This is a genomic window from Novosphingobium clariflavum, from assembly GCF_026420865.1.
GTDB lineage: Bacteria > Pseudomonadota > Alphaproteobacteria > Sphingomonadales > Sphingomonadaceae > Novosphingobium > Novosphingobium clariflavum.
In genome coordinates, this window is record NZ_JAPCWC010000001.1 from 380,493 (window position 1) to 405,149 (window position 24,657).

Here is a 24,657-nt window from a genome sequence, read left to right on the forward strand (position 1 = left end):
CGGGAGGCAACTGTCATGACCGACACCATCATCCCGCCCCGTCTCGCCAGCGAAGCGGAGGCCATCGCCGCAGCCCATGCCGCTGCCGCTGAAATCGCGGTGCTGGCTCGCGACGCCGCGCTGAACGATCGGATCCCCCACCAAGCGGCCGAAATCCTATCCGCCTCCGGCGTGACCGCAATTTACGTACCCCGCGAACTGGGCGGTCTTGGCGCATCGATCGAAACCGTGGTCGAAACCGTGCGGATCATCTCTGCCGCCGACGGGGGCGTCGGGCAATTGCTCCAGATTCACAACGTGATGATCCGGGGCGTCTTCTCCCGGCCCGACGACGAATTCCGCGCCCGGCTCATCGCGGACATTTTCGCGGGCAAACGCTTCGGCAACGCGCTGGCCGAGGGCAAGGGGAAAGGCAAGGGCGGCGGAACCAGGTTGACGCAGGACGATCGCGGGATCTGGCGGCTCAATGGCCGCAAGACGTTCGCCACCGGCTGCTACCTGGCGGAATGGATTTCGATTTCCGCCACCAGCGACGCGGGGCCGGTCGGCGTCCTGCTCCACCGCGACGCTCCGGGGCTGTCGCTCGCGGATGACTGGGATGCCTATGGGCAGCAGCATTCGGTCAGCGGCAGCATCAGCTTCGACAATGTCGAGGTCGATCCACGTTTCGCGCCCGGCGTAAAAGCAGGGCCTAGCGGTGGCGACTTCATGCCGCGCACCGGGCTGACCTGGCCGCAGATCCTTCACGCCGCCATCGATACCGGCATTGCGCGCGGCGCGCTGGAAGCGACGACGGCCTATATCCGCGACAACATGCGGGCCTGGCCGGAAGCCGGCGTTGCCCGCGCCGCCGACGAACAGCACACGATCAAGCGCATCGGCGAATATGCCGTGGCGGTGCGCGCTGCAGAGTCAGCGCTGCGTTATGCCGCGCGCACGTTCGACCTCTTCAAAAACAGTCCGGGGGATCGCGCTCTGGAGGATGAACTCATCCTTGCGGTGGCAACGGCACGCGCCCAGTCCGACGCCGCATCGATCCATATCGGCAGCGACCTGTTCTCCCTGACCGGTGCCAATTCGACGCTCGATCGCTGGAACCTCCAACGCTACTGGGCCGACGCGCGCGTCCATACCACGCACGACCCGATCCGCTGGCGCATTCACCACATCGGCAATTTCTACCTGAACGGCGTCCCGCCCGACGAGTACGGGCGCGCGGCAAGGTTGCGCCAGCAGGAGATCGCCATCGCCACAAACGCCAACAGCGCGGCGAATGCCGCACGGGAGACTTCGCGGCCATGAGCACGCAGACCCAAACCGCAGTGATCGACCGGTTGCCCCCGCTCGCCCCCCGCTTCACCAACGAGGCGGAGGCCATTGCCGCCGCCCATGAAGCAGCAGCCCTGATCGCCATCATTTCCGCCGATCCGGCCGAACGGAACCGGGTTCCCCATGAGCAGAGCGCTATCCTGGAGCGTTCCGGCATCACCACCGTGGGCCTGCCGCCCGAACATGGCGGGCTTGGCGCGTCGGTGGCCACCATCGTCGAAATCACGCGGATCATCTCGGCAGCGAACGGTGGTGTCGGCCAACTCGTGCAGATCCATTTCATGATGCTGCGCGGGCTCCTGCGCCGCCCGGCCGACGCTTTGCGACAGCGGATCATTGCCGACGTGCGCGCCGGAAAGCGTCTTGCCCATGCTGCCGCCGAAGTGGGCGGCAAGCACAAGTTCGATACCCGTGCCCGTGCCGAACGCCGGACCGATGGCAAATGGGTGGTCAACGGCGCAAAGTTCTACGCCACCGGCAGCTATCTCGCCGAATGGATCTTCTCGGGCGCGAAGGGCGACGAGGGACAGATCGGGTTCATCGTTCATCGCGATACGCCGGGCCTGTTCCTGGACAACGACTGGAACGCCTTCGGCCAGCGTCATTCGATGAGCGGCGGCGTGCGCTTCGTCGACCTTGTGCTGGACGAGGATCAGGTAACGCTTCCCACCGCAGGCGCACCGGCCAAGCCCGAGCGGACCGGGCTCACCTGGGCACAGATTCTGCACGCCGCCATCGACGCTGGCATCGCACGCGGCGCGTTCGAGGCGGCGATCGCCTATCTCAACTCGCATGCAAACGTCTGGATCGATGCCGATGTTGAGCGCGCGGTGCAGGAACCGCTCATCATAAAGCGCATCGGCGACTATGCCGTGGCCCTGCGCGTGGCGGAATCGTTGCTGCGCGATGCCGCCAATCTCTACGACGATTATCTCGCCGCCGGGCGCCCGGAAACGCTGGACGACGAACTGATCCTGTCGGTGGCGGCGGCAAGGGTGAAGACGGACGAGGCGGCGCTACTGATCTCCAGCGACATGTTCTCGCTGCTGGGCGCCAGTTCCTCCTACCGCAGGTTCAACCTTGACCGCTTCTGGGCCGATGTCCGCGTCCACACCACGCACGATCCGATCCGTTGGAGGCTGCACCACGTGGGCGACTACTACCTGAACGGTACACCGCCGCACGAATACTCCGCGGTCGCCATCCGTCGCCCCGCCCTGCCCTCCAGCGACTGATCCGAGCCGCATGACCCAAGCCACCATTGCCACCGCGCACCACGCGGCGCCGAGCGGGACATCGCCCTCACCCAGCGTCCGCTCCCCCCTTGCCCGCTCACCCCTCGCACGGTATCCGCTGCTGCGCAGCCTGGCGCTGTATCGCAAGATCCCGGTGCTGTTCACGGCCACTTTCGCGCTGTTTGCGGTGATCAACCTCAGCCTGTCCCTACAGCAATGGCTGGTCGGCCGCGCGCTCGACGCGGTGAACAGCGGCAAGGCCGCGACCCGGCTTCCCGATGGCAGCATCGATTTCAGCGTGGCGCTCCACTGGGCCGCATTGCTTGTCGCATTGGCGACCGCGCGCGGGGTTCTGCAATACATCTCCGGAATGTGCAGCATCCGCGCCAGCCAATCGCTGCTCTCCACCTTGCGCGAGAAAATACTGGTGCAGGTGCAGTCGCTTCAGCTCGGCTATCACTGGCAGCACGGCATGGGCGAGATGATCACCCGCACCACGCGTGATGCCGACAAGCTGCGCGATGCACTGGTCGCGTTCTGGCGCCAGACAGTGGAAACCGCGCTGGTGGTCGGCGCCGCAATGGGGCTGCTGTTCTGGTACGACCGGGTGCTGGGCCTTGTTCCCTTCCTGCTGACCGTCATCGGCTTTCTGATCTTCGTCCGCCAGACCGACACGCTGGTCGTGCTCGATCGGAATGTCAGCGATGCCTACGATCAAGTAAACCAGGACCTTTCCGAAGGGATCGGCGGCGTCCGCGTCATCAAGTCGTTCCGGCTGGAACAGAGCCGCATCCGCAAGTTCCAGGGCCATGTCGGCTTCTTCCTGGACCAGTCGCGCCACGCGCTGGCCTGGTGCAGTTCGCGCATCCCGATCCCGCAGGCAGTCGTAGCCTTGGGGCACGTTTGGATCATGGCCTACGGCGCCCATCTGGTCGTCGCGGGCCGGTTGGGCATTGGTGAACTGGTCTCCGCCCTACTCATCGCGACGACACTGGTTTTCCGGGTCGAGACGATCGGCCGCGTCATGCGCATCTTTGCCGATGCCCGCGCCTCGGCCGCCCGGATCTGGGACCTGCTGGACGAACGCCCCTCGATCGTGGGCGGAGATGTAGTGCTGCCTGACGGGACCCTGGGCTTTCGCCTGAATGCCGTGCGGCTGCTCTCTCCCGGCGGAGAGACGGCGGTTCTGGACGATTGCAGCCTGACCGTCGAGCCAGGGCAGATCGTCGCGCTCGTTGGCGCGACCGGCTCGGGCAAGAGTTCGCTGGCCTCGCTGCTTCCGCGCCTTGCCGATGCAAGCGGCGGCGCGGTGGCTATCGGTTCCGATGCGAACGGCTGGCATGACGTCCGCAGGCTCGATCTCGCTGCCCTCAGGCGCCGGGTCCATGTCGTGCCGCAGGACATCTTCCTGTTCTCGGACACGCTCGCTGCAAACTTGCGCGCCGCTGCGCCGGATGCCGACGATGCCGCATTGGAAGAAGCCCTCAGCCTTGCCGGCGCCGGCGAACTGCTGGCGCGGCTTCCCGAGGGCCTCGAAACCCGCATAGGCGATCGCGGCGTCACGCTTTCAGGCGGGCAGCGCCAGCGCCTCTGCCTGGCCCGCGCGCTGCTCGGTCGGCCAGACATCCTGGTGCTGGACGATGCCACCAGCGCGCTCGATGCCGTGACCGAGCGGGCCGTGCTCACCGGCATCCGTAACCTGCGCGCCGCCCATGGCGGCCGCATGACCGTGCTGCTGGTCACCAGCAAGCTCTCCTCCGTTCTGCAGGCTGAACGCGCGCTGCTTCTGGCTGGCGGGCGCATCCGCGCCAGCGGCAAGCACGAGGACCTGCTGCTCGACCCGCTCTACCGCGATCTTCTGGGAATTGACCGTGCCGCCGCCTGACAACAAGCGCGTCCTCAGCGACATCGAAATCGAGGAAATGCTGGCGCGCAAGGCGCTCGATCGCAGCATGTTCCACCGTCTGGTCCCCCTGCTCGGCCCGGTGCGCGGACAAGTCGCCGCCGTCTTCGCCCTGGAGACGCTGCTGGTCGGCATCGTCTTTGCGCGTCCCTGGTTCATCGGCCAACTCCTCGACCACGGACTGGTAAAGGGAGCGCAGGGCTGGACGTTGGACGAGCGGCTGCTCACCTGGCTGAGTATCGGCCTTGCAGTGACATGGCTCGCCCGCTTTCTGTTCGCCGGCCTTTCAAGCTATCTTGCAGGCGCTGCCGCCCTCACTGTGCTCAACACGCTGCGGGTGCGCATCTTCGAGCATATCCAGGCCCTCAGCGTCGGGTATTTCGACCGGACCAAGGCGGGCCGCATTCTCTCCCGCGCGGATCGGGACGTAGATGCGCTGGAGGCGCTGCTGGTGCAGGGGCCGCCCGACATGCTCTCGGCGATCCTGCGCTTCGTCGGCGCGGCGCTGATGCTGTGGATCATGTCGCCCTTGCTGTTGCTGGGACTGGCCAGCGTGGTGCCTTTCCTTGTCGTGGGTACCTGGCTGTTCAAGCGCGTATCACAGAAAAGCTGGGCCGTGGTGGCGGAAAACCGCAGCCGCTTCACCTCCCACCTTGTCGAGACGGTCTCCGGCGTACGCATGATCCAGCAGCTCGTGCGCGAGGAGCCGAACCGCAAGCGCTACCGCGAACTGCTGTCGGATTTCGACGGTGCGCTGGTGCGCGGCAATATGCGATCGGGCTGGTTCGCGCCGCTCAGCGGGCTACTGAACGCGGCGGGAATGGCGATGATCCTGCTCGTCGGCAGCTATGGGCTGCTCGAAGGCCAGATCACGCTGGGGCAGCTGGCGCAGAGCCTGTTCTACGTCATGCTGTTCCTGGGGCCACTGCAGGACCTCAATGACCTTTTCGAACGCTATGCCTCGGGCTCGGCTTCGGCCCAGCGCGTGTTCCTGCTGCTCGATACCCGGCCGGAAATTCTCGATGTGGAAATGCCGGTCGCCGTCCCGGCGCTGCGCGGCGATGTGGAGTTTCGCTCGGTCAGCTTTTCCTACGCCCCGGGCACCTTGCCGCAAGTGCTTCACGATCTTTCCCTGCATATCCATGCCGGCGAAGTCGTGGCAGTGGTCGGCGCGACCGGCCATGGCAAGAGCACGCTCGTCCAGCTCCTCACACGCTTCTACGAGGCTCAGAGCGGGCAGGTCCTGATCGACGGGATCGACGTGAAGCAGATGCGCCAGTCGGAGCTGCGCCGGCATGTGGGCGTCGTGCTTCAGGACAATGTGCTGTTCAGCGGCACCGTGCTCGACAATCTGCGCCAGGCCCGTCCGGACGCGCAGGACGCGGAACTGATCGAGGCCGCCCGCGCGCTGGACGCGGACGAGGTGCTTGGCCGGCTCGCCTATGGCTATCACACGCAAGTGGGCGCATTGGGCGCCAATCTCAGCCACGGCCAGCGCCAGCTCGTATGCCTCGTGCGCGCCTATCTCACCGACCCCGCCGTACTGGTGCTGGACGAGGCAACATCCGCTGTCGACGTTCATACCGAACGCATGATCCAACGCGCGCTGCGGCGCCTTTGCGAAGGGCGCACCGCGATCATCATCGCCCACCGGCTCGCCACGATCCGCGATGCCGACCGCATTGCCGTGATCCGTGATGGCGAGGTCGTGGAAATTGGCAGCCATGGCGAACTCACCGAAATCGGCGGCGCCTATGCGCGGCTCTACGAAGCCTATCAGCGCCAGAGCGGCGATCTGATCGACAGCGCGCCCGAACCTGCGGGCGAACAGATGGGCGACCCGGCAGGCAATAGCGATCCCGCATTGTCCGCTGCCTCGTGATCATAACCGTGCCCATCAACCACCAGCCCGAAGGAGGCCAACTTGACTGACGCCATCGACACCCTCTGGTTTACCCGATGCCCGGTTCCCACCGCTACCGGCCTTGCCTACAAACTGGGCTGGCTCGATCAGGAATTCGCGCCCGACGGCATCAAGGTGGCCACCCTGCAGGACAATCGCGGATCGGCACTCAGCCGTCACCATTACGATCATGAATTGCCGACGCTCATCCGGGAAGGCGGCAACCTCTTGGCCATTGCTGCGCGCGCCCAAGGCGCACCGAGCCGGTTGATCGGGCTGACCTGGATCGACGAGGCTCAGGCGATCCTCGTCCGCCCTGGATCGGGCATTCGCACGCCTGCAGATCTCAAGGGCCGACGCGTCGCTCTGCCCGGTTGGGTTGAGCGGCCGGACGCAGCGCACGTCCGCGGCTCCAGCATTGCGCGCGGGATGAGCCTGCACGGCATCAAGGGCGCCCTTGCCTATGCCGGGCTGACTTTCGACGATGTGCGCTTCGTCGAAGTGGGCGCCCGCGCGGTGTCCGGCGGAGACGAGCGGACACAGTTGCAATCGCTCTGGGCCGGGCTGACCGACCTCGTCGAGGACCGGGTCGACGCCGTCTACGTGAAGGGCGCATCGGCGATCGACGCGGCCCAGCGGCTTGGGCTGGAACTGGGCATAGACCTCGATGCTCTCCCCGAGCGGCGTTGGCGTGTGAACAACGGCACGCCGCGTCCGATCACTGTCCACCAGGACCTGCTCGACAATCATTTCGATCTTGTCGTCCGGTTCCTGGAGCGTACCCTGGCCGCCGCCGACTGGTCACAGACCAACCAGGCCGAGGTCCGCACCTTGCTTCAGGGCGAAACGCGCGCCGGTCCCGAAGGGGTCGCGCGTGCCTATAGTGATGCGACGTTAGCCGATCTGCACCCCGACCTCTCGGACGAGCGGCTCGCGCTGTTCGAGCAGCAGAAGACCTTCATGTTCCTCCACAACCTGCTCGATCGCGATTTCGCGTTGGACGAATGGGTGGACCGCCGTCCGCTGGAAGCGGCCCAAGCCCGCCTGCGCGAGCGTGCCGATCCGGTCGCATGAAACTGGATTGCGGCGGATCGCTGCGATCCGCCGCAATCGCCTTACTCGCCGATCAGCCCCGCATTCTTCAGATAAGTGCGGATGACGTTGCGGGTCACGCCAAGGGCCTGAGCGGTGCGCACCTGATTCTCGCCCGTCGCCGCAAAGGCCTCGCGAACGGCAAGGTCGATCAACCGATCAAGCAGCTCCGGCTCGCCGCAGGCGATCAGCTTGGAGATCATCGCGCGAACACCGTCCAGTCCTTCGGTCTCACGCGCGGAAATCTGAGGTTCACGCGAGGCCCGGCTGGGCAGGCCAAGGTGTTCGGGCTCGATCTGCTTACCCGGCGCGATCAGCGTCGCGCGCTGTATCACATTTTCCAGCTCGCGGATATTGCCCGGCCAAGGATAGTGGAACACCAGATCCTCTGCATCCGGGCTCAGTTCGATCGCGGGAGAACCGGATCTCTCACCGTAGACGCCCAGGAAATGGCGGGCCAGAGGCAGGATGTCCGCCGGCCTTTCACGTAGTGGAAGCAAGGGCAGGGTGACGACGCCAAGGCGGTAGAAAAGATCCTCGCGGAACTTGCCCTCCTCCACCGCTGCGCGCAAGTCGACGTTGGTCGCGGCGATCAGGCGCACGTCCAGGCTGACCGGGCGCCGCGCGCCAAGGCGAACGACTTCGCGCTCCTGAAGAACACGCAGCAGCTTCACCTGAAGCGACTGCGGAAGATCGCCCACTTCGTCCAGAAATAGCGTGCCGCCGTTGGCCGCTTCGAACCAACCTTCCCGTGCATTGTGCGCGCCGGTGAAGGCGCCGCGTTCATGTCCGAACAGTTCGCTTTCGATCAGGGTTTCGGAAAAGGCGCCGCAGTTCACCGCCACGAACGGCCGGTCGGCCCGCCCGCTTTGCTGGTGGACGTAGCGCGCGACGAGTTCCTTGCCGGTGCCCGTCTCGCCGGTGATCATGATTGTGGCGTTGCTGGGCGCGGTCCGCTCGATCAAGGGCAGGAGCGCCTTCGACCGGGGGTCGGAGAAGATGAACGTCCGCGCCCGGATCGCCAGGGCCGAAACTTCGAATTTCAAGATCGTGTCGCGCATGTTGAAGCCCCACTGATGTCGCTCCTAGCTTTCAAGCCAGTGCGGTGATCCGCTTCCACTTGTCGAGAACGACGCTAACATCAATTGTCTACCAAAACAGTTGAGATTTCTTGGGTCGTCAATAGCTGGGCTATCGAACCGTGCCTGCTTTACGCCGCAGTGTTCCGTAAACGGGGCGAATCCGCCACCAGCGCGCGCGTGTAATCATGTTCGGGATGGTCCAACACGCGCGCCACACTCCCTTGCTCGACAATGCTGCCATGTCGCAACACCGCCACGAAATCGGAAACCGCGCGCACCACTCCAAGGTCATGGGTGACGAACAGGATCGTCAGCCCCACCTCCTTCTGAAGCTGGCGCAACAGATCGATGATCGCGGCCTGCACCGATACGTCGAGCGCCGAGGTAATCTCATCGCAGATAAGCAATTCCGGCTTGCAGATCAGGGCGCGGGCGATGGCCACGCGCTGGCGTTCGCCGCCCGACAGGTCACGCGGGTAGCGTTGTGCCAGTTCGGGTGGCAGCGCCACGCGTTCGAGGACCGCGGCCACTTCCTTGTCCGCATCGGCAGACCGCAGCGGGAAGAAATGCAGTGCCGCCGTGCGCAGTATCTGCCCCACGGTCTGGCGCGGGTTGAGGGCACGAAACGGATTCTGGAAGATGTACTGGATCCGGCGCCGCAGATCCCTGTCGCGGCCTCCCGACAACGGGATAGCCCGGCCGTCGTAGAAGAAAGCGCCATCGACATCGTCCACGGCCCCCACCAGCGCCCGCGCAAAAGTGGTCTTGCCCGAGCCGCTCTCTCCCACCAATGCCGTGCAATAGCCCCTGGGCAGCGTGAGATCGACGTCGACCAGTACCGGACTTGCGCCGTAGCTTGCAGAAATGTGTTCGATCACGGCCAGTGCCGGCAAGTCGATTGCCGAACTATCGGCGCGAACCGCGATCGGGCTCTCTTCCCGTTTGCCGCGCACGGGATGATGGCAGGCCACCGCATGCCGATCACCGAAATCGCGCAGCGCGGGCTGCCCGTTGCAACTGGCACTGCGCAAATCGCAGCGCGGCGCGAAAGCGCAGCCCGTGCCGCGCTCATCGAGCGCCGGGGCATGGCCGGCAATGGCGCGAACGCCGTGCCGGCCCGATATGTCCGGCACGGCGTCCAGCAAACCGCGGGTATAGGGATGCGTGGGGGCGCCGAATATCTGATCGCGCGAACCGCTTTCCACGATATGCCCCGTGTAGAGTACCACCACGCGGTCGACCAGTTCTCGCACCACCGCAAGGTCATGCGAGACATAGACCGCCCCGATTTCCCGGGTGCGACACAGATTGCGGATGGTCGCCAGCACCCGCGCCTGCGTACTGACATCGAGTGCGGTGGTCGGTTCGTCGAGCACGATCAGGCCGGGCTTCAACAGCACCGCCAGCGCCAGCAAGACCCTCTGCTGTTGCCCGCCGGAGAGCTGATGCGGAAAGCGGCGCAGGAACTCCGCGGCGGTCGGCAGGCCGACGTCGGCAGCAGCTTCCGCTATGCGCGCCTGCCGTTCCGCTTTGCCGAGTTCTGGCTGATGGACCCGCAGTTCTTCGTCGAGCAGGGAGCCGATGCGGCGCATGGGATTGAGCGCCAGCGCGGGGTCCTGCGCGACATGCGCAATCACCGAGCCGCGCAGCCGCCGCCGTCCCGCATCTTCCAGCGACAGGATGTCGCGCCCATCGACGAGGACGGAGCCGCCCGAGACGATCGCGCCGGCGCGCGCATCGCCCAGCAGCGCGGTTGCGATACTGCTCTTGCCCGAGCCGCTTTCGCCCACCACGCCCACGATCTCACCGGGTGCCACGGTGAAATTGATACCTTCCACAATCGGCGTGCCATCTTCCAGCGAGACCGCAAGGTCGCGCACGTGGAGAAGGGCCTTCACAAAGGGAACGACGCTCATGACCGGCCCTCCTGCTCGCGGCGTTTGATGCCGCGCATCTGGGTGCGAGCACGTGATTTCGCTCCGCGGCGGGAAGGAATGCGCGCACCTGCCCGCGCAACGCTTTCGGCAATGAGATTGCTGCCCAGCGCGAAACAGGCGATCATTGCCACCGGGGCCAGCACTGCCCAGGGCTGGATCATCAACCCCGCACGGTTCTCATTGATCATCAGTCCCCAGTCGGCCGCCGGAGGCGCTACACCGTAGCCCAGGAAGCTCAATCCCGAGAGCATGCCAATCGCCCAGGTCAGCATGATGCCGAGGTGGACCAGCAGCGGGGTCGCGATGTTCGGCAGGATTTCCAGCAAGACCACGCGCCACCAGGGGTAGCCCATCAGTCTGGCCGCTTCGATGTATTCCTGGGATGCGACGCCCAGCGTGACGCCGCGCGCGAGCCGGATGACGCCCGGCACGAAGGAGACGGACACCGTCAGCACGATCAGCCAAGGCGCGCGTCCCAGCATGGATACGACCAGCAGCACAAGGATCAGGTCCGGAAAAGCCAGCAATACGTCGGTCAGCCAGACGACGACGTGATCGACCCGGCGGCGGGATAGACCGGCCGAAATGCCGATGATCGCGCCTGCCGCCAGCGCGATGGCCGATGCGGCAAAGCTCATCCACAGTACCGATCGCCCCCCGGCAAGCAGACGGGACCAGACATCGCGGCCAAGGTAGTCGTAGCCCAGCAGCGCTCCGTCGCCCGGCAACCCATATGTCGCGCCGACCAGCGCCAGCGGGGATTGCGGCGCCAGTCGGGGACCAAGCAGCGCGATCAGCACCACTATTCCCGCCAGCACGAGGCCGAGACGGGCCTGCGGATCGCGGCGCAAGTTGGAAAGACCGGAACTCATACTCCGCCTGCCTTCAGTTTGAGTTTGGCGCGCGTGCCCGCACGCAGCCGGGGCCGCGCGGACGTGCGCAGTTTCGGCGTCACCAGCACGGTCGCGACATCGGCCAGGAGGTTGATGCCCACCACGCCCACCGCCATCGTCAGCGTGATCGCCTGGATCACCGGCACGTCGCGCATCTCGATGGCGGAATTCAGCGCATTGCCGATGCCGGGATAACTGAACACCACTTCCACGATCAGCCCCCCGCCCAGCAGCAGGCGACTGGTAAGCGCGATGCCCTGGATCACCGGAACCAGCGCGTTGGGCACGGCATGGGTCCAGATGATCCGCCATTCGGGAATGCCGCGCAGCCGGGCGGCGGCGACATATTCCGCCTCCAGCGTCTCGATCATGGCAGAGCGCACCAGCCGCAGGAGGAACGGCGCCACGATCAGGATCAGCGTCAGCGCCGGCAGCACCAGATAGATCGGCTGCAGCAAGGGAGAGATTTCCGGATCCAGCAGCGAGACCGCTGGCAGGATCGGAAACACCGTGGTCGAGAACAGCAGGATCAGCCCGATCGCCAGAACGAACGCCGGCAGCGCCTTGAACAGGATAATCGCATTCATCGTCCAGCGATCGAAGCGGCTATCGCGCCGGATCGCCAGCGCCACCCCGCCCAGAAAAGCCAGCGGCACGGCCAGCACCAGGACCACCGCCATCAGCGCGGCCGAATTGCCGAAGCGATCGGCCACGATCTTTCCGGCCGGCACGCTGGAATCGAGCGAATCCCCGAATTCACCCAATGCCGCCCGGCCTGCCCGGCGGACGTATTGAAGCGGTATGGGCTGGTCGAGGCCGAGCTGGCGCTGGAGCGTGTGGATGCTGTCTTCGCTTGCATCCGGCCCCAGGATCACCCGCGCCGGATCGGAGGGCAGCGCCTGCGTGGCGGCGAACACCAGCACGGAAATTACGACGGCGGTCGCAATGCCCGAGAGCACCCTGCCGCCCAGCCATGGTAGCCAGGCGGGGAGTGCCAGTCTCTCACGCACCGCCCGTTTGGCTTTGACGCGGGCGTCTCCGCCGGCTTCAGTGCTGCCGCCTTGTTCCGCCTCCGGGCGATCGGCCGTGGGTTGGGGCTGGGGGGAATAGATCGTTGCCATCTCGTGCCCAATCTGCGGTCCAGTGGTTCCGTTTTGCCGCGCCCGTTCAGGCCGGCACTTTCTCCGGCGGCGGCGCTGGCACCGGATCGGCGCTGGCCCGCGGCGGCCCGACGCGCAGCGCCGGCACATCGAAGCCGTGGTCGAGATCCAGCAGCGGGAACAACAGTTCCGCCACGCGGTGCGCTTCGGAAATCAGCGGGAAGCCGGAAAGGATGAAGGCCCCCGTCCCCTGCTCCACATATTCGCGAATGCGCGCAGCGACATTCTCGGCGCTGCCGACCAGCGTCGTGCCCGCAGCCGGCCCCATGATGTCGAAACCGAACCATGCCGGCCCAACCCAGACGTTGGGATAGACTTCAAGGTCCCGCGCGCTGGGCAGGCGGCCCGATTTCACCGTCTCGATATTGCGCTGGACCTGCGGATCGGGGCTGCGGAACGTCTCCAGCGTTTCACCGGGCGGCAGGCGCATGCGGATCGAGCGCAAGGCGTGCTCCACCGAAGAGCGCTGGAGCAGCCATTCGGCATGGGCCCAGGCCTCCTCCTCCGTCTCGCGCACGATCACCTGCAGCCGCGTGCCGTATTCCAGCGTGCGGCCGATCTTCGCCGCCTCCGCGCCGACGCGGCGGAACTTGTCGCCCAGCAGCGGCGGCGTGTTGGCGAAGCTGAGATAGACATCCAGCAGCCTCACCGAATGGGCCACGCCCGGCGCCGACGTGCCCGCGCCCCAAAGCGGCACGCCGTGTGGCTGGTAGGGCCCGGCCCAGACACCCATCGGCGCCCCGCCCTCGCCGCGCGGCGACAGCTTGACGAACTGCCCTTCGTAGCCTGAGCGATCGCCCGCGTAGACCTTGCGGAAGGCATCCCAGTATTCGAAGCTGAAATCGTAGCGCTCGTCATGCGGATAATGCACGCCAAGCGCCGCCAGGCCGGCATCGTTGCCATTGACCACGTTGAACAGCAGCCGCCCGTTCGAGAAGTGGTCGAACGTCTGCGCGTATTTCGCCAGCACCGCCGGCGAAAGTTCGCCGGGATGCTGCGCGACAAGGAACTTCATCCGCTCCGTCGCCGGGATCATCGCGGCGGCCACGGCAAGGCTCTCGAACGTGCTGGAACCCAGCAGTGCCCCGTAGAAGCCCAGCTTGTCGATCGTCACGGCAAGCTGTTCGAGATGGTCGAAGCCGGTCTGCCAGCGCCCTTCCTCGGCCCAGGGATAAGGGCCATCGGGCGCGGTCAGATACCATAGCAGCTTCACGGGACGGGTCATGGGGTGCGCCTTCTGGGATGCATTCAGTCGAGATCGGTGACGGGCAGCAGGCCAAGGCCGCGTGCTTCGTCATAGCGCTTGCTCATCTTCCACTGCTGGCGCAGCACGCCGGGGCCGTAAGTGCGCGCGCCGCCCAGTGCCTGGGCGCGGATCTGGATATCGGCGCCCTCTTCCAGCAGTAGGATGAACTCGGCCAGGTCACGCAGACCCTTCCAGCCCCACACGGTGGCGCCGCCATTTGCCTCGATGATCGCCGGGGTGAACGGGTTCTCGGCCAGCTTCTCGTTGATGAAGTCCTGCTCGTCCTGGCGGCGGTCGATGTAGACCGGCAGTTCACGGGCGAGATGGAAACGCTGCACCGGCACATAGCTGATCGGCAGCGTGCGGTGCGTCTGCGCCCAGGCGCCGAGATTGGGCGAATGGACGTGGCTGAGCGAGGTGATCGTGGGGTTCTGGTTGAACACCTTGAGATAGCGCGCGTTCGCGCGGCCCTTGAACGCCGTGCCGTCCAGCCCGGTGACCGAGAAGTTCAACGGCGCATTGGAATGGATGCTGCGATCGAAGGGATGCGGCAGGTTGACGGTGACGATCTTGTCCTCGCCGGGAATGCGCTCGATGAAGCCCACGGTGCCATTGGCGGTGATCGTGCCGGTTTCGCGGTAGGCCCGGAAGATCTCCGCGGACTGGGCGACGACGTCGCGGGCGAAATCGAGGACGGCGGAATTCAGGCTCTCCTCGGCGGCGCCAGAGGGGGCGGCCGGAGAGACGGAGGGATTTGGGATGGTAGTGGCCATGCTGTTTCTCCTCAGGGATTGTCAGGCGGCGCGATCGCCGGTGGTGAAGGCGGCACGTCGTTCAAGGGCGACTTCCAGCGGCCTGCGATCGATCCACGCGTCGACATCGACATCGTGTTCGAGGAAGCCGTGGAGCCACAGGAAATTGGCCTGCTGCTTCAGCAGCGCGACCCGCTCCTCGGAAAGATCCGGGTGCAATGAACGATGGAAATTATTGCGGTATGCGGTCTCGACGCCGGCAGCGCCTGCATAAGTCTCCTTCTGGAGAATGCCTCGCAGGGCCGGCAGGTTGTGCTCCGCCCAGTCGGCCGCGCGCAGCGTCTGTTCCAGAAAGCGCACGACCAGATCGAAATGATTGTCGAGAAGGTCGCGGCTTACGGTGATCGGTCGCGGTGTGCCGTTGTTCACGCGCGTATGCCTGCTGGGATAGCCATCAAGGTCGATGCCCACGATCACGCCGGCCCGCCGCGCCGCATCCACTGCCGATGCGCCCTTGACGTAGACCGCATCCACCTTGCCCGCCGCCAACCCACATTTCCCAAGTAAGGCGCTGATTTCGCTGTCCTGACCATTATATTTCCTATATAAAACATGGTGTTGAAGGCTGCGAGGGGCGCGTTTCATGGATCACCCAGAGGGTGCGGGCTTGCAACGGGCAGATCGGGTGGATTTCGACCCTCGCGTGCGGCTGGAATTTCGCGGCACGCAGCTCAGTTCCGACGGCGGCCTTCTGGTGATGCGCGAGCTTGATGACGCGCTCGGGTTGTCCGATTTGGCGTCAGCGGCGCTGCGCGATACTCGCTCTGGCAAGAACACGGTCCATCGGCTCGACGGCCTGTTCCGGCAATCAGTCTTTGGGCGGCTGGCCGGATACGAGGATGTCAACGACGCCAACCGTCTCGCCTGCGATCCGGTCATGCGCCAAGTTGTCGGCGGCAGAGCGGTCGATGCACAAGCGGCCTCGGCATCGCAGATGGGACGGTTCGAGACCGAGACGCTGGCTCTGGCCGGGAACCGTGCCGCGCTGGCCGACCTGAACGGGCAATGGATCGACCGGTTCCATGACCGTAACGGGCTGAAGTACATCGTTCTGGACATGGACAGCTCGGTCAGCCCGACCCATGGCGACCAGGAAGGGTCCGCCTGGAATGGCCATTTCGACTGTAGCTGCTATCACCCCAACTTTCTGTTCAACCAGTTCGGGATGCTGGAACGCTGCGCCCTGCGCCATGGCAACGTCCACAGCGCCGATGGCTGGCGTGATGTTCTCGACCCCGTAATTGCGCGCTACGCGGAGCGCGACCTTGGTGGCAGGTTCTTCCGGGCCGATGCTGCCTACGCGATCCCGGCGATCTATGAGCGATTGGAAGAAGCGCGGTTCTTCTACGCCATCCGGCTGCCCGCAAACGCGGTCCTCAAGGACAAGATCGCGCATCGGCTAACGCGCCCTGTCGGGCGGCCGTCACTGACCAAGGTCAAGCGGTTCTTCGAGGAATTCGAGTATCAGGCGGCGTCCTGGGACAAGGAACGCCGGGTGATCGCCAAGATCGAATGGCATCCGGGCGAACTGTTCCCGCGTGTCGGCTTCATCGTCACCAACCTGCCGATGGAGCCGGACTGGGTGGTGCGGTTCTACAACCAGCGCGGCACCGCCGAGCAGCACATCAAAGAGGGCAAATACGCCTTTCGCTGGACGCGGCTGTCGTGCCGGAAGTTCCGCGACAATGAGGTGCGGCTGCAACTGCACGCCCTGGCGTACAACCTGGCCACCTTCTTGCGCTGCATCGAGCTGCCCGAGGCCATGGCCGACTGGTCGTTGACCAGCCTGCAACTGAAGCTGATCAAGATCGGGGCACGTGTGGTCCGTCACGCCCGCACCATCACCTTCCAGCTGGCCGAGGTCGCTGTCACCGGCACGATGGTACGCGCCATCCTCGCCGCTATCCGCCGATTGCGAGCGCCACCGCTATGCGCATGATCGCGATCCACGCTCAAACTGAACGAAAGCGGCTGGACAGATCTGTCCGCTGCGCTGAAAAACGCCGCCCCTGGGCAAGGAAACAGCGGCTTCGCGGTCTGATCCGTCCAGATCCAGCAGTCTGCGCGACCGCAGGTGCCGCTTGCGGCAGAAAATCCTTGTCTAGCGCTCGGATACAGGCGATCTTCACCTCAAACGACACGCCACTTGGGGAATGCAGGTTTATGCTGCTTTCGGTTGCCGCCACTGGAATGATGCTGATGGCGGGACAGGGGGAGGCCGTGGACAGCGGCGCTCCGTTGGTGCCGGCTGCGGCCGTGGCGCCTGCGCCGGCGGAAACGCCCCAGACGGTCCCTGCCGATCCGGTCCAGCCCGCGCAGATGCCGGCACAGGCGCCGGCACAGGCGCCGTCACCCGACAGTCCCTATCCGCCGCCGGTCGTGCTGCCGACGCTGAGCCCGATCGCGGAGCAGCCCAAGGAAGAGGTGCCGGTCGATCCCAATGCGATCGTCGTGACCGGCGACACCGGCCTGCGCAAGCGCGATCCCTTCGCCGCGATCAACGAACAGTCTTTCGAGGCGGTCCAGGCCGTCGACAAGGCGCTGATCGAGCCGGTGGCCAAGGCCTATAACAAGGGCCTGCCGCGCCCGGTGCGCAAGGGGCTGCGCAACTTCTTCTCGAACCTGGGCGAGCCGGTCGTGTTCGCGGCCTATATGCTGCAGTTCAAGCCGGGCAAGGCGTTCGAGACGGCGGGGCGGTTCGGCATCAACAGCACGCTGGGTTTTCTTGGCCTGTTCGACGTCGCCAAGCGCAAGCCGTTCAACCTGCCCTATCGTCCCAATGGCCTAGCCAACACGCTGGGCTTCTATGGCGTGGGGCCGGGGCCGTACATGTATCTGCCACTGGTCGGCCCGACGACGCTGCGCGACATCATCGGCGACACGGTCGACAAGATGATCCTGCCCTTCGCGGTGGGCAAGCCCTTCACCCAGCCCACGGTCGTCATTCCGATGGCGGTGCTGGACCAGCTGGGCGAGCGCGCGGCGTTCGACGAGCGCATCCAGGCGATCCGTTCCGACGACAATCCCTATGGCAGCTATCGCGACCTCTATCTCAACCAGCGCAAGGCGGAGATCGAGGCGCTGCACGGTCGCTACACGCCGGGCGTGACGCCGGTCTATGGTCCGGGGCTGCGCGTGCCGGGCAAGGACAAGCCGGCAGCCGATGCGCCGGAGGCTGCGGCCCCGGTTGCTGCGGAGCCGGTGCCTGCGCCCGCTGCTGCGCCAGCCCCCGCACCGGCGCCCAAGCCGCTGATGGTTCAGCCGCTGCCCGCCGACCCGCGCTGATCGCATCAAAGGCACGGAAAAGAAAAAGGCGCCCGATCACTGGATCGGGTGCCTTTTTCTTTTTTTTTTGGGGGGGGGCGGTTGAAACCCCTTCCCGCTGACGGGAAGGGGCGATGGCCTCAGCGGCCGAGCAGGCCGCGGGCCTGACCGGCGATTTCCGCGAGCATCGCGACATTGGGCGACGCCGCTGCCTTGGCGCGCTGCACCAGGGCGCGGAACTGCTGGATGCGCGCACCGCGCTCGATCAGCCATTTCTCGACATGGTCCGACACGTCCTTGCCCTTGCCCTGGGCCAGGAAGTCGAGCCGCACCTGCTGCATGTCGCGCGCGACGCCGGAGATGAGCAGGCGTTCCCACGGATCGGTCGGTTCCATGCGGGCGGCGGCCGACTGGACCCAGTCGATGCCGACAGCCTCGCCCAGATGGGTGAAGGCGCGGGTCAGCGCGATCTCGTCCATCTTCAGGCGACCGGCGAGCGCGGCGATGCCGACCGCACCATCCAGCTTGAACAGGCCGGCGGTACGCACGGCCAGCATGGGGTGACTGCACGAAAGTGACTTATCTGCACGCTAAGAGCGAACGGACCGGGAACGCTGGGACTTTGTGTTCTTCTCCGTGGCTTCGAGGGCTTTGTAGAGGGCGGTTTTGCCGATCTTGAGGCGCGCGGCGGCCTCGCGAACTGTGAGGCCGGAAGCGATATGTTCGCGCGCCTTGCGGAGCTTGTCAGGTGTGACCACTGGCCGCCGCCCACCGGGGCGACCTCGCTCGCGAGCGGCCTTGAGGCCTGCATGGGTGCGCTCCCGGATCAGATCGCGCTCAAACTGGGCAAGCGAGCCTAACGATCGAGGATTTCGATCCCGAGCTGATCATGGCGTTCCTCGACCATACGGAAGATGCGCGGCCAATGCCTCTATGCCCGACCACATGCGGGCAAGATTGACGGCGGAATCCTCGGACGGGGGCGCCAGCGGCACATCCACGAAAGTGACGTCCTCCAGCGTCAGTCCCGCGATCCCCAGTGCGCCCTTGATGCCGGCCAGCGACATGCCGCGCGCGATGCTGCCGCCGCGCGTCACGCTCCAGGCCGGCAGCGCCACGCGCAGGCCCTTGAGCTGGGCAGGTTCGATCGGCCCTGTCTCCGGGCGAACCAGGATCGCCTGCAACTCGTCGATCCAGGTCAGGCCGATCACTTGCGTAGGCGTGCCCCGGGCCTTGGTGGCGAGTGCCGGGATGTTGCCGCCCTCGCGAAACAGGCCGGCCAGATCGTGCTCGTTGTGATGCGCCCGCATGGCGCGCGGCTTGTCCTGCAACGCTTCGACGCGCAGGCCATCGCGGGCGAATTCCTCCCCCAGCCAGCCAAGCGAATGGGCGATCCCCGATGCGGTCGGCACCGGGCAGCGGGTGAAGAGAATGCGGTCGAGCCGTCCCGCCGGTGCGGTCTCGCCAAGGGTGCGAACATTGTCGGTCATTGGAACTCCACTATTCCCCTGACACAGCAAGCGCCGTGCCAAAGGCGGAAATCCGCCACTCTGGCCAGCAGCGGGCGTCGGACTGCGCAAATTTGCGCAGCTCGCGGCGCGGCGACTGTCCGGTTATGCTCACACCCACATCCGGTCGAAACGCCAGGTCGGGAAGTGCGAGCGTTCCGCCTTGATCCCGCCTACGCGGGGCCCCACCCCGTCCAGCGTATTGGCGAAGCCCCAGATCAGCAGGCCGCCGCTGTCGTGCTGGATGCGCTGCATCTGGTGGACCAGTTGTGCGCGCGAGGCCAAGTCCGGCTCGGCCAGGGCCTGCCCGAACAGTTTGGTGAAGGCCGGGTCGTGGAAATTGGTCTTGTTCGCGGCCGCGCTGGGCGCGTCGATGTGCAGCGCGGTCGACAGCCATGGCACCCCCAGCGTGCCGCCGCTGCTGATCGCCCAGCTCGTTTTCGCCGGGCCCGCGAAAGTTGCCGCATCGACCTGCCTGAGCTTCAGTTCGATGCCGACCCGCTTGGCCTGTTCGGCCAAGACCAGCGCGGGCGCGACATTGAGAGGGCCGACAACCAGTTCGCTGCGCAGCCCCTCCTGCCCGGCCTGTTTCAGCAGGCTGCGCGCCTGATCCAGATCCTGCTTGCGCTGGGCAATCGCGTGATCGAAAGTCGGATCCTGCGGGGCATAGAGATCGTTCGCCACGCGCCCTTCCCCCTGAAGCGCGCGGCGCACCAGTTCGTCGCGATCGGCCAGCAGGCGGAAGGCCTGCCGCACCCGCACATCGGCAAAGGGACCGGCCTTCGTGTTCATGTCGAACGACTGCCAGCCGTTGGTCTGGGACACGAGAATGCGCGCCCGGCTGTCCCGCCGTACCAGCCCGGCCTGTTCGGGCAGGATGGCGTTGGCCAGATCGATCTGCCCCGCCAGCAGCGCGGCGATGCGGGCGGTCTGATCCTTGAACTCGATGATTTCCAGTTCGTCGGGATAGGGGCGGCCCGACTTGAAATAGCTATCGAAGCGCTTGAACGTGGCGCGCTGGCCGGGCTCGAACCGATCGATCCGATAGGGGCCAGCGCCGATCGGGTTGGTCACCGGATGATAGTCCGTCGGCACGATGCCGCCGAAGTTCGTCCAGGTTTCCGGCAGGGCGACGAAGCCATGCCCCTCCCGGATCGGGATACGCACGGTACGCGCGTCCAGCTTGGTCACCCCATCGCGATCGACCGGGGAAACCAGCGCACCGTAGGGCGATGCCAGTTGCGGATCGGTGATGCGCCGGATCGAGAACAGCACGTCGTCCGCCGTGATCGACTTGCCGTTATGGAACTCCAGCCCCGGTTTCAGGCGGATGTCCCAGGCACTGGCATTGCGGTTCGGCTCCACCGATTCCGCCAGCGCCAGTTGGGGCATCATGTCGTCATCCCACTCCCACAGCTTGGCATACATCGCAAAGCCGCGGATCGTGCTGCCCAGTCCGAGCGGCTTGTGCGCGTCAAGGTTGCCGGAGCGTTCGCCGTCCAGAATGCCCAGCCGCAGCTTGCCGCCGCGCCTGGGCTGTGCCGGCGCCTCGCTCGCGCTTTCACTCCGCCGCCCACAGCCGGACAGCAGCAGCGCCGCGCCCGCCGCGCCGCCGATCAGGCCGCGCCTGGTAAGACCGTCCATCACGCCGCCCCTCACCCGTTGCCGCGCGCGGCAAGGCCGCCGCCCGAAACCAGCGGAACCGCCTGCTCGCCATCCCCCTCTCCCGCATTGCCGATTGCCGACACCAGCTTCGGCGCGCGGAAGCGCGGCAGGACGTGCTCTCCCAGGCGATAGATTTCCTCCAGATGCGGATAGCCGTTGATGAAGAACCACGAGAGCCCGAGATCGGCGAACTGGCGAATCTTGGCGGCGACGTTCTCGTAGCTGCCAACGAATGCGAAGCCCGGCGGGATGCCGATGTAACCGAACCCGCCCCACAGATGCGGCTCCACGAACAGATCGTCGAAGTCGGCCACCTCCCGGCCGTTGTAGCGCTCGAAGCGGGCGCGGTTGGTATCGGACATCTGGGTGGAGCGAACCGCCGCCGCCTTCACGGTGCCTGCACGCACGCCCTCGTCGAAGAAGCGCTTGGCTTCGGCATAAGCGGCTTCGTCGGTCTCGCGGGCAATGGCGTCCACGGAGACGCCGAAGCGGATATGATCGGCGCGGCCGTACTTCGCCGCGCGCGCCTTCACATCGGCGATGTTGCGCGCGACGTGATCAGGCGATTCCGCAAGGACCAGATAGTAATCGGCATGCTTGGCCGCCAGTTCCTTGGCGCCATCGCTGGTGCCGGCCGAGCATATCGTCGGGATCGGTGCCCGCGCCAGCGGACCGCGCAGGCCGCCGCCGTTCGCCTCGTAGTAGCGGCCCTTGTAGTGGAAGCTCTCGTTCGCCCAGAACCCCTTCACCAGATCGAGGAACTCGATGGCGCGGACATAGCGCTCGTCATGCGGCAACGGTTCGCCATTGGCGCGCAGCAATCCATCCGAACCGCCCTGGATCACGTTCCAGACAAGCCGGCCGCCGCTGATCCGCTGGAAACTCGCGGCCATCTGCGTCGCCTGCCAGGGGCTGAAATGGCCGGGGTGAAATGCATCGACAAAGCGCAGCCGCTTCGTTTCGCGCGCCAGTGCGGCCGATACGATCCACGGCTCATCCCCGAACGGCGCATTGACCAGCAGCGCGCCGGAAAATCCGTTGATCTCTGCCGCGCGGGCGACTTGGGAGAGGTAGTCCACATAGGCGAAATCATCGCCCACCTCGGACGAGGAAACCGCCCCGGTGCTGGCGTGCGGCTGCCGGTTCCAGTCGCCGCGATTGCGGTTGTCACCGGGAATATATTGCGTTTCGCCGTGAAGCGGCAGGCGTGCGAAGAACTCGATGGTCATGGCGGCACTCCAAGATGTGCCACCTTCCAAAGCAGTAACCGTGCCAATCCTGAAAATCATCCCAAAACTCGGGGATTCCCGCATGAAAACCGGCCCGAATTGCGCGGAAATCACCAGCATCTGCGCAACCCCGCGCAGTGGCGGCGAACGGCGCGAAAAAATCGCCGGACACGGCACATCACCCGCTGGCGAGCGCGGGATAACGCCGGAGGAAATACGCAGCCGAGGGAGAAAATCGGGCCGGCGTCGGAAGCGTCCTTGCGGAGCGCGGGAGGGTCGTCCGTCGTCACTTGCGAATGGCCGGATAGCGACGGGCAGTCCGGCGCGGCCTTAGGGTCAGGACCTGTTGCTTGGCCGAAGCAAGCGGGCTCGCGTCGGGCATCGGCCAGGGGACATCCGGGAAAGTCCAACCGGCTGAAAGGCGGACCGGGCCGGAGCCACGATGAACAGGTCCGGGTATATTGGACGCATCGATTGCGCGATCGCGGCTTTGCCCGCGTCCCCGCCCTCGGCGCCGACCCGATGGACCGCTTTTCCAAGTGCCTGGCCAGAGCGCAATTGGGAAAACGGATACACATAAACTAACCTATTTGGTTATATTTGTCAAGCCGGTGCTGCACCAAACCGAACATCGCCGCTGAGAACCGCGCAGCGCTGCCGTTCCCGCCACACCCAAAAATCCGCAAATTCCGCGCTTGGCACGCCCCTTGCTCCCTCCCCTTCGCACCATCCTGCAAGGAGAGCCTTCCCATGTCGTCCGCCGCATCATCGCCCGCTATCGCCAGATCCGTGTCCCGGCCGCGAGATGGCGTGTGCGCAGAGGCAGCGCTGTGACCGACCAGTCACGGCGCTCGTTCCTGACGCGCGGGGCGGCACTGTCTGGCGGCCTGCTGTCCACGGGACTGCTTTCGAGCTGCGGCGCCGACAAGCCCGGAACCAGCGCTTCCGGCGGCGCGCCCAGTCGGGGCGGCAAGGCCCGGATCGCGATCATCGCGGGTGCGCAGACCGGCAATCTCGATGCGCACAAGCCGCTCGGCACCGGGTCTTTCCGGGGCTGGGCGCTCTACAGCAAGTTGTGGGAATGGAACCGGCAGGCCAATCCCGGCCTTGCCCTTGCCGATTTCGCCGAAGTGAACGGCGATGCCACCGAATGGACGATCCGCCTGAAGAAAGGGCTGGAATTCCATCACGGCAAGTCGATCACGGCCGAGGACGTCGTGTTCTCGATCCGGCGGCTGACCGATCCCCGGCTCGCCTCGCCCTACGGTTCCTATCTGCCTTCGCTGCGGCGCGGCGATGTCCGCGCGCTCGATCCATTGACGGTCCGGATTCCCTTCGATCAGGGCCAAGGACTTGCCGCCCTGCCCGAACTCTGGATGAGCTGGGGCGGCATCGTGCCGACCGACTACGATCCGGTGAACAATCCGGTGGGCGCCGGCCCCTATCGGCTGAAGAGTTTCACCCCCGGCCAGCGATCCGTCTTCAGCCGGTTCGAAAACTACTACAAGCCCGGCCAGCCCTACCTCGACGAAGTGGAGATCATCGACTTCAAGGACCCCATCGCCCGGCTTCAGGCGATGCAGACCGGGCAAGTGGACATTGCGCCGACGATCGGCTTCGAACAGCTGGCATTCTTCCGCTCTTCCGATCACTTTCGCGTCGTCTCTTCCGAAACCGATGCCTGGCACGGCTTCGCGATGAACCTGTCGAAAGCCCCGTTCGACGATCCCCGCGTTGCGGCGGCTTTCCGCCTGATCGCCGACCGGCCGGAACTGGTGAAGCGCGTGCTGCATGGGCAGGGCCGCGTGGCGAACGACCTCTACTCGCCCAGCGACCCTACCTTCAACCATGCCATTCCCCAGCGCCGGCGCGATCTGGCCGAAGCCCGCAGCCTGCTCCGTTCCGCCGGACATGCCGGCGGATTGACCGTCGAACTCGTCACCACGGCGGGCGCGGGGGGCAATGCCGCCATCGTCTTTGCCGAACAGGCGCGCGAGGCAGGGGTCGACGTAAAGATCAGGCTGGTCGACGATTCCATTTTCAACGGACCTGACAAGAACAACTGGACCTTCAGCACCCTGGTCGGCGTGTCGCGCCCGTTCCTGCTGACATTGCAGCAGCATGACGGGCCGCGCTCAGCCGGCAACCGCACGCATTTCAACGATGCCGAATTCACCCGGCTGGTCACCGCGGCCGCAGCACAGCCCGACGTCGAAAAGCGCAAGGCCCTCGTCGGTGAAGCGCAGCGCATCCAGCATGAACGCGGCGGGCTGCTGATCTGGGGCTTCGCGAACAACGAGGATGCCTCATCCAGCCTGATCGGCGGCGTCACCCCGGACCGGACCGCCTTTTCCGCCTGGCGCACCGATGCGCTGTGGCGCCGGACCTGAGCCATCCCC

At 65.7% G+C, this 24,657-nt stretch carries 19 protein-coding genes and 1 pseudogene; 8 read left to right on the plus strand and 12 right to left on the minus strand.

Going from position 1 to position 24,657, the window contains the following annotated elements; all coding sequences use genetic code 11:
• The first annotated feature begins 15 nt into the window (after positions 1 to 15).
• Genes OKA11_RS01520 through OKA11_RS01540 form a run of 5 tightly spaced genes read left to right on the plus strand, consistent with a single transcriptional unit; the run spans position 16 to position 7,444 of the window.
• Positions 16 to 1,302 (plus strand): acyl-CoA dehydrogenase family protein, encoded by a 1,287-nt coding sequence (locus OKA11_RS01520; RefSeq protein WP_267218465.1) that lies wholly within the window; start codon positions 16 to 18, stop codon positions 1,300 to 1,302.
• Positions 1,299 to 2,564, plus strand: coding sequence for an acyl-CoA dehydrogenase family protein (locus tag OKA11_RS01525; protein WP_267218466.1), 1,266 nt, complete (start codon positions 1,299 to 1,301; stop codon positions 2,562 to 2,564). Before OKA11_RS01520 ends, OKA11_RS01525 begins: the two co-directional genes overlap by 4 nt.
• Before the next feature lie 10 nt (positions 2,565 to 2,574).
• The gene (locus OKA11_RS01530; protein WP_267218467.1) at positions 2,575 to 4,449 is read left to right on the plus strand and encodes an ABC transporter ATP-binding protein; all 1,875 of its coding nucleotides are present in this window, start codon (positions 2,575 to 2,577) and stop codon (positions 4,447 to 4,449) included.
• Entirely contained in the window at positions 4,436 to 6,349 is a 1,914-nt protein-coding gene (locus OKA11_RS01535; protein ID WP_267218468.1) for an ABC transporter ATP-binding protein, read from the plus strand. Before OKA11_RS01530 ends, OKA11_RS01535 begins: the two co-directional genes overlap by 14 nt.
• Before the next feature lie 42 nt (positions 6,350 to 6,391).
• A complete protein-coding gene (locus OKA11_RS01540) occupies positions 6,392 to 7,444 on the plus strand; it encodes an ABC transporter substrate-binding protein (RefSeq protein ID WP_267218469.1) in 1,053 nt (350 codons plus the stop codon).
• A 41-nt stretch (positions 7,445 to 7,485) separates the two neighbouring features.
• Here OKA11_RS01540 and OKA11_RS01545 read toward each other — a convergent pair whose 3' ends face one another.
• The 7 genes from OKA11_RS01545 to OKA11_RS01575 all read right to left on the minus strand — a co-directional run bounded on the left by OKA11_RS01545 (position 7,486) and on the right by OKA11_RS01575 (position 15,081).
• Positions 7,486 to 8,523, minus strand: a complete 1,038-nt coding sequence (locus OKA11_RS01545; RefSeq protein ID WP_267218470.1) for a sigma-54 interaction domain-containing protein — start codon at positions 8,521 to 8,523, stop codon at positions 7,486 to 7,488.
• A 149-nt stretch (positions 8,524 to 8,672) separates the two neighbouring features.
• Positions 8,673 to 10,460 carry a dipeptide ABC transporter ATP-binding protein gene (locus tag OKA11_RS01550; RefSeq protein ID WP_267218471.1) on the minus strand — a complete coding sequence of 596 codons (1,788 nt, stop codon included), beginning with the start codon at positions 10,458 to 10,460 and terminating at the stop codon, positions 8,673 to 8,675.
• The gene (locus tag OKA11_RS01555) at positions 10,457 to 11,353 is read right to left on the minus strand and encodes an ABC transporter permease (protein WP_267218472.1); all 897 of its coding nucleotides are present in this window, start codon (positions 11,351 to 11,353) and stop codon (positions 10,457 to 10,459) included. Before OKA11_RS01555 ends, OKA11_RS01550 begins: the two co-directional genes overlap by 4 nt.
• Positions 11,350 to 12,495: an ABC transporter permease gene (locus OKA11_RS01560; protein ID WP_267218473.1), complete on the minus strand. Its 1,146-nt coding sequence runs from the start codon at positions 12,493 to 12,495 to the stop codon at positions 11,350 to 11,352. The genes OKA11_RS01555 and OKA11_RS01560 overlap by 4 nt, the downstream gene beginning before the upstream one ends.
• A 46-nt stretch (positions 12,496 to 12,541) precedes the next feature.
• On the minus strand, positions 12,542 to 13,759 hold the full coding sequence (locus OKA11_RS01565; protein ID WP_267218474.1) for an LLM class flavin-dependent oxidoreductase: 1,218 nt from the start codon (positions 13,757 to 13,759) through the stop codon (positions 12,542 to 12,544).
• A 23-nt stretch (positions 13,760 to 13,782) separates the two neighbouring features.
• Positions 13,783 to 14,553 (minus strand): class II aldolase/adducin family protein, encoded by a 771-nt coding sequence (locus OKA11_RS01570; protein WP_267218475.1) that lies wholly within the window; start codon positions 14,551 to 14,553, stop codon positions 13,783 to 13,785.
• Between the two features lie 21 nt (positions 14,554 to 14,574).
• On the minus strand, positions 14,575 to 15,081 hold the full coding sequence (locus OKA11_RS01575; RefSeq protein WP_267218476.1) for a substrate-binding domain-containing protein: 507 nt from the start codon (positions 15,079 to 15,081) through the stop codon (positions 14,575 to 14,577).
• A gap of 94 nt (positions 15,082 to 15,175) precedes the next feature.
• On the opposite strand from OKA11_RS01575, the gene OKA11_RS01580 reads away from it, so the two are divergent.
• Both OKA11_RS01580 and OKA11_RS01585 read left to right on the plus strand, forming a co-directional pair.
• The gene (locus OKA11_RS01580; RefSeq protein ID WP_006473457.1) at positions 15,176 to 16,531 is read left to right on the plus strand and encodes an IS1380-like element IS1247 family transposase; all 1,356 of its coding nucleotides are present in this window, start codon (positions 15,176 to 15,178) and stop codon (positions 16,529 to 16,531) included.
• A 224-nt stretch (positions 16,532 to 16,755) separates the two neighbouring features.
• Positions 16,756 to 17,877: an MlaA family lipoprotein gene (locus OKA11_RS01585; protein ID WP_267218477.1), complete on the plus strand. Its 1,122-nt coding sequence runs from the start codon at positions 16,756 to 16,758 to the stop codon at positions 17,875 to 17,877.
• A 119-nt stretch (positions 17,878 to 17,996) separates the two neighbouring features.
• On the opposite strand, the pseudogene OKA11_RS01590 reads toward OKA11_RS01585, so the two are convergent.
• The 5 genes and pseudogenes from OKA11_RS01590 to OKA11_RS01610 all read right to left on the minus strand — a co-directional run.
• A pseudogene (locus tag OKA11_RS01590) lies at positions 17,997 to 18,416 on the minus strand (hypothetical protein); the annotation flags it as partial.
• A gap of 30 nt (positions 18,417 to 18,446) precedes the next feature.
• On the minus strand, positions 18,447 to 18,686 hold the full coding sequence (locus OKA11_RS01595) for a hypothetical protein (protein ID WP_446686314.1): 240 nt from the start codon (positions 18,684 to 18,686) through the stop codon (positions 18,447 to 18,449).
• A 57-nt stretch (positions 18,687 to 18,743) separates the two neighbouring features.
• Positions 18,744 to 19,346, minus strand: a complete 603-nt coding sequence (locus tag OKA11_RS01600) for a type 2 periplasmic-binding domain-containing protein (RefSeq protein ID WP_267218478.1) — start codon at positions 19,344 to 19,346, stop codon at positions 18,744 to 18,746.
• A gap of 129 nt (positions 19,347 to 19,475) precedes the next feature.
• On the minus strand, positions 19,476 to 21,008 hold the full coding sequence (locus tag OKA11_RS01605) for an ABC transporter substrate-binding protein (RefSeq protein WP_267218479.1): 1,533 nt from the start codon (positions 21,006 to 21,008) through the stop codon (positions 19,476 to 19,478).
• Between the two features lie 11 nt (positions 21,009 to 21,019).
• Positions 21,020 to 22,258: an LLM class flavin-dependent oxidoreductase gene (locus OKA11_RS01610; RefSeq protein ID WP_267218480.1), complete on the minus strand. Its 1,239-nt coding sequence runs from the start codon at positions 22,256 to 22,258 to the stop codon at positions 21,020 to 21,022.
• A 707-nt stretch (positions 22,259 to 22,965) separates the two neighbouring features.
• Between OKA11_RS01610 and OKA11_RS01615 the strand changes: the two genes are divergently transcribed.
• The gene (locus OKA11_RS01615) at positions 22,966 to 24,648 is read left to right on the plus strand and encodes an ABC transporter substrate-binding protein (protein WP_267218481.1); all 1,683 of its coding nucleotides are present in this window, start codon (positions 22,966 to 22,968) and stop codon (positions 24,646 to 24,648) included.
• Positions 24,649 to 24,657: the final 9 nt, after the last annotated feature.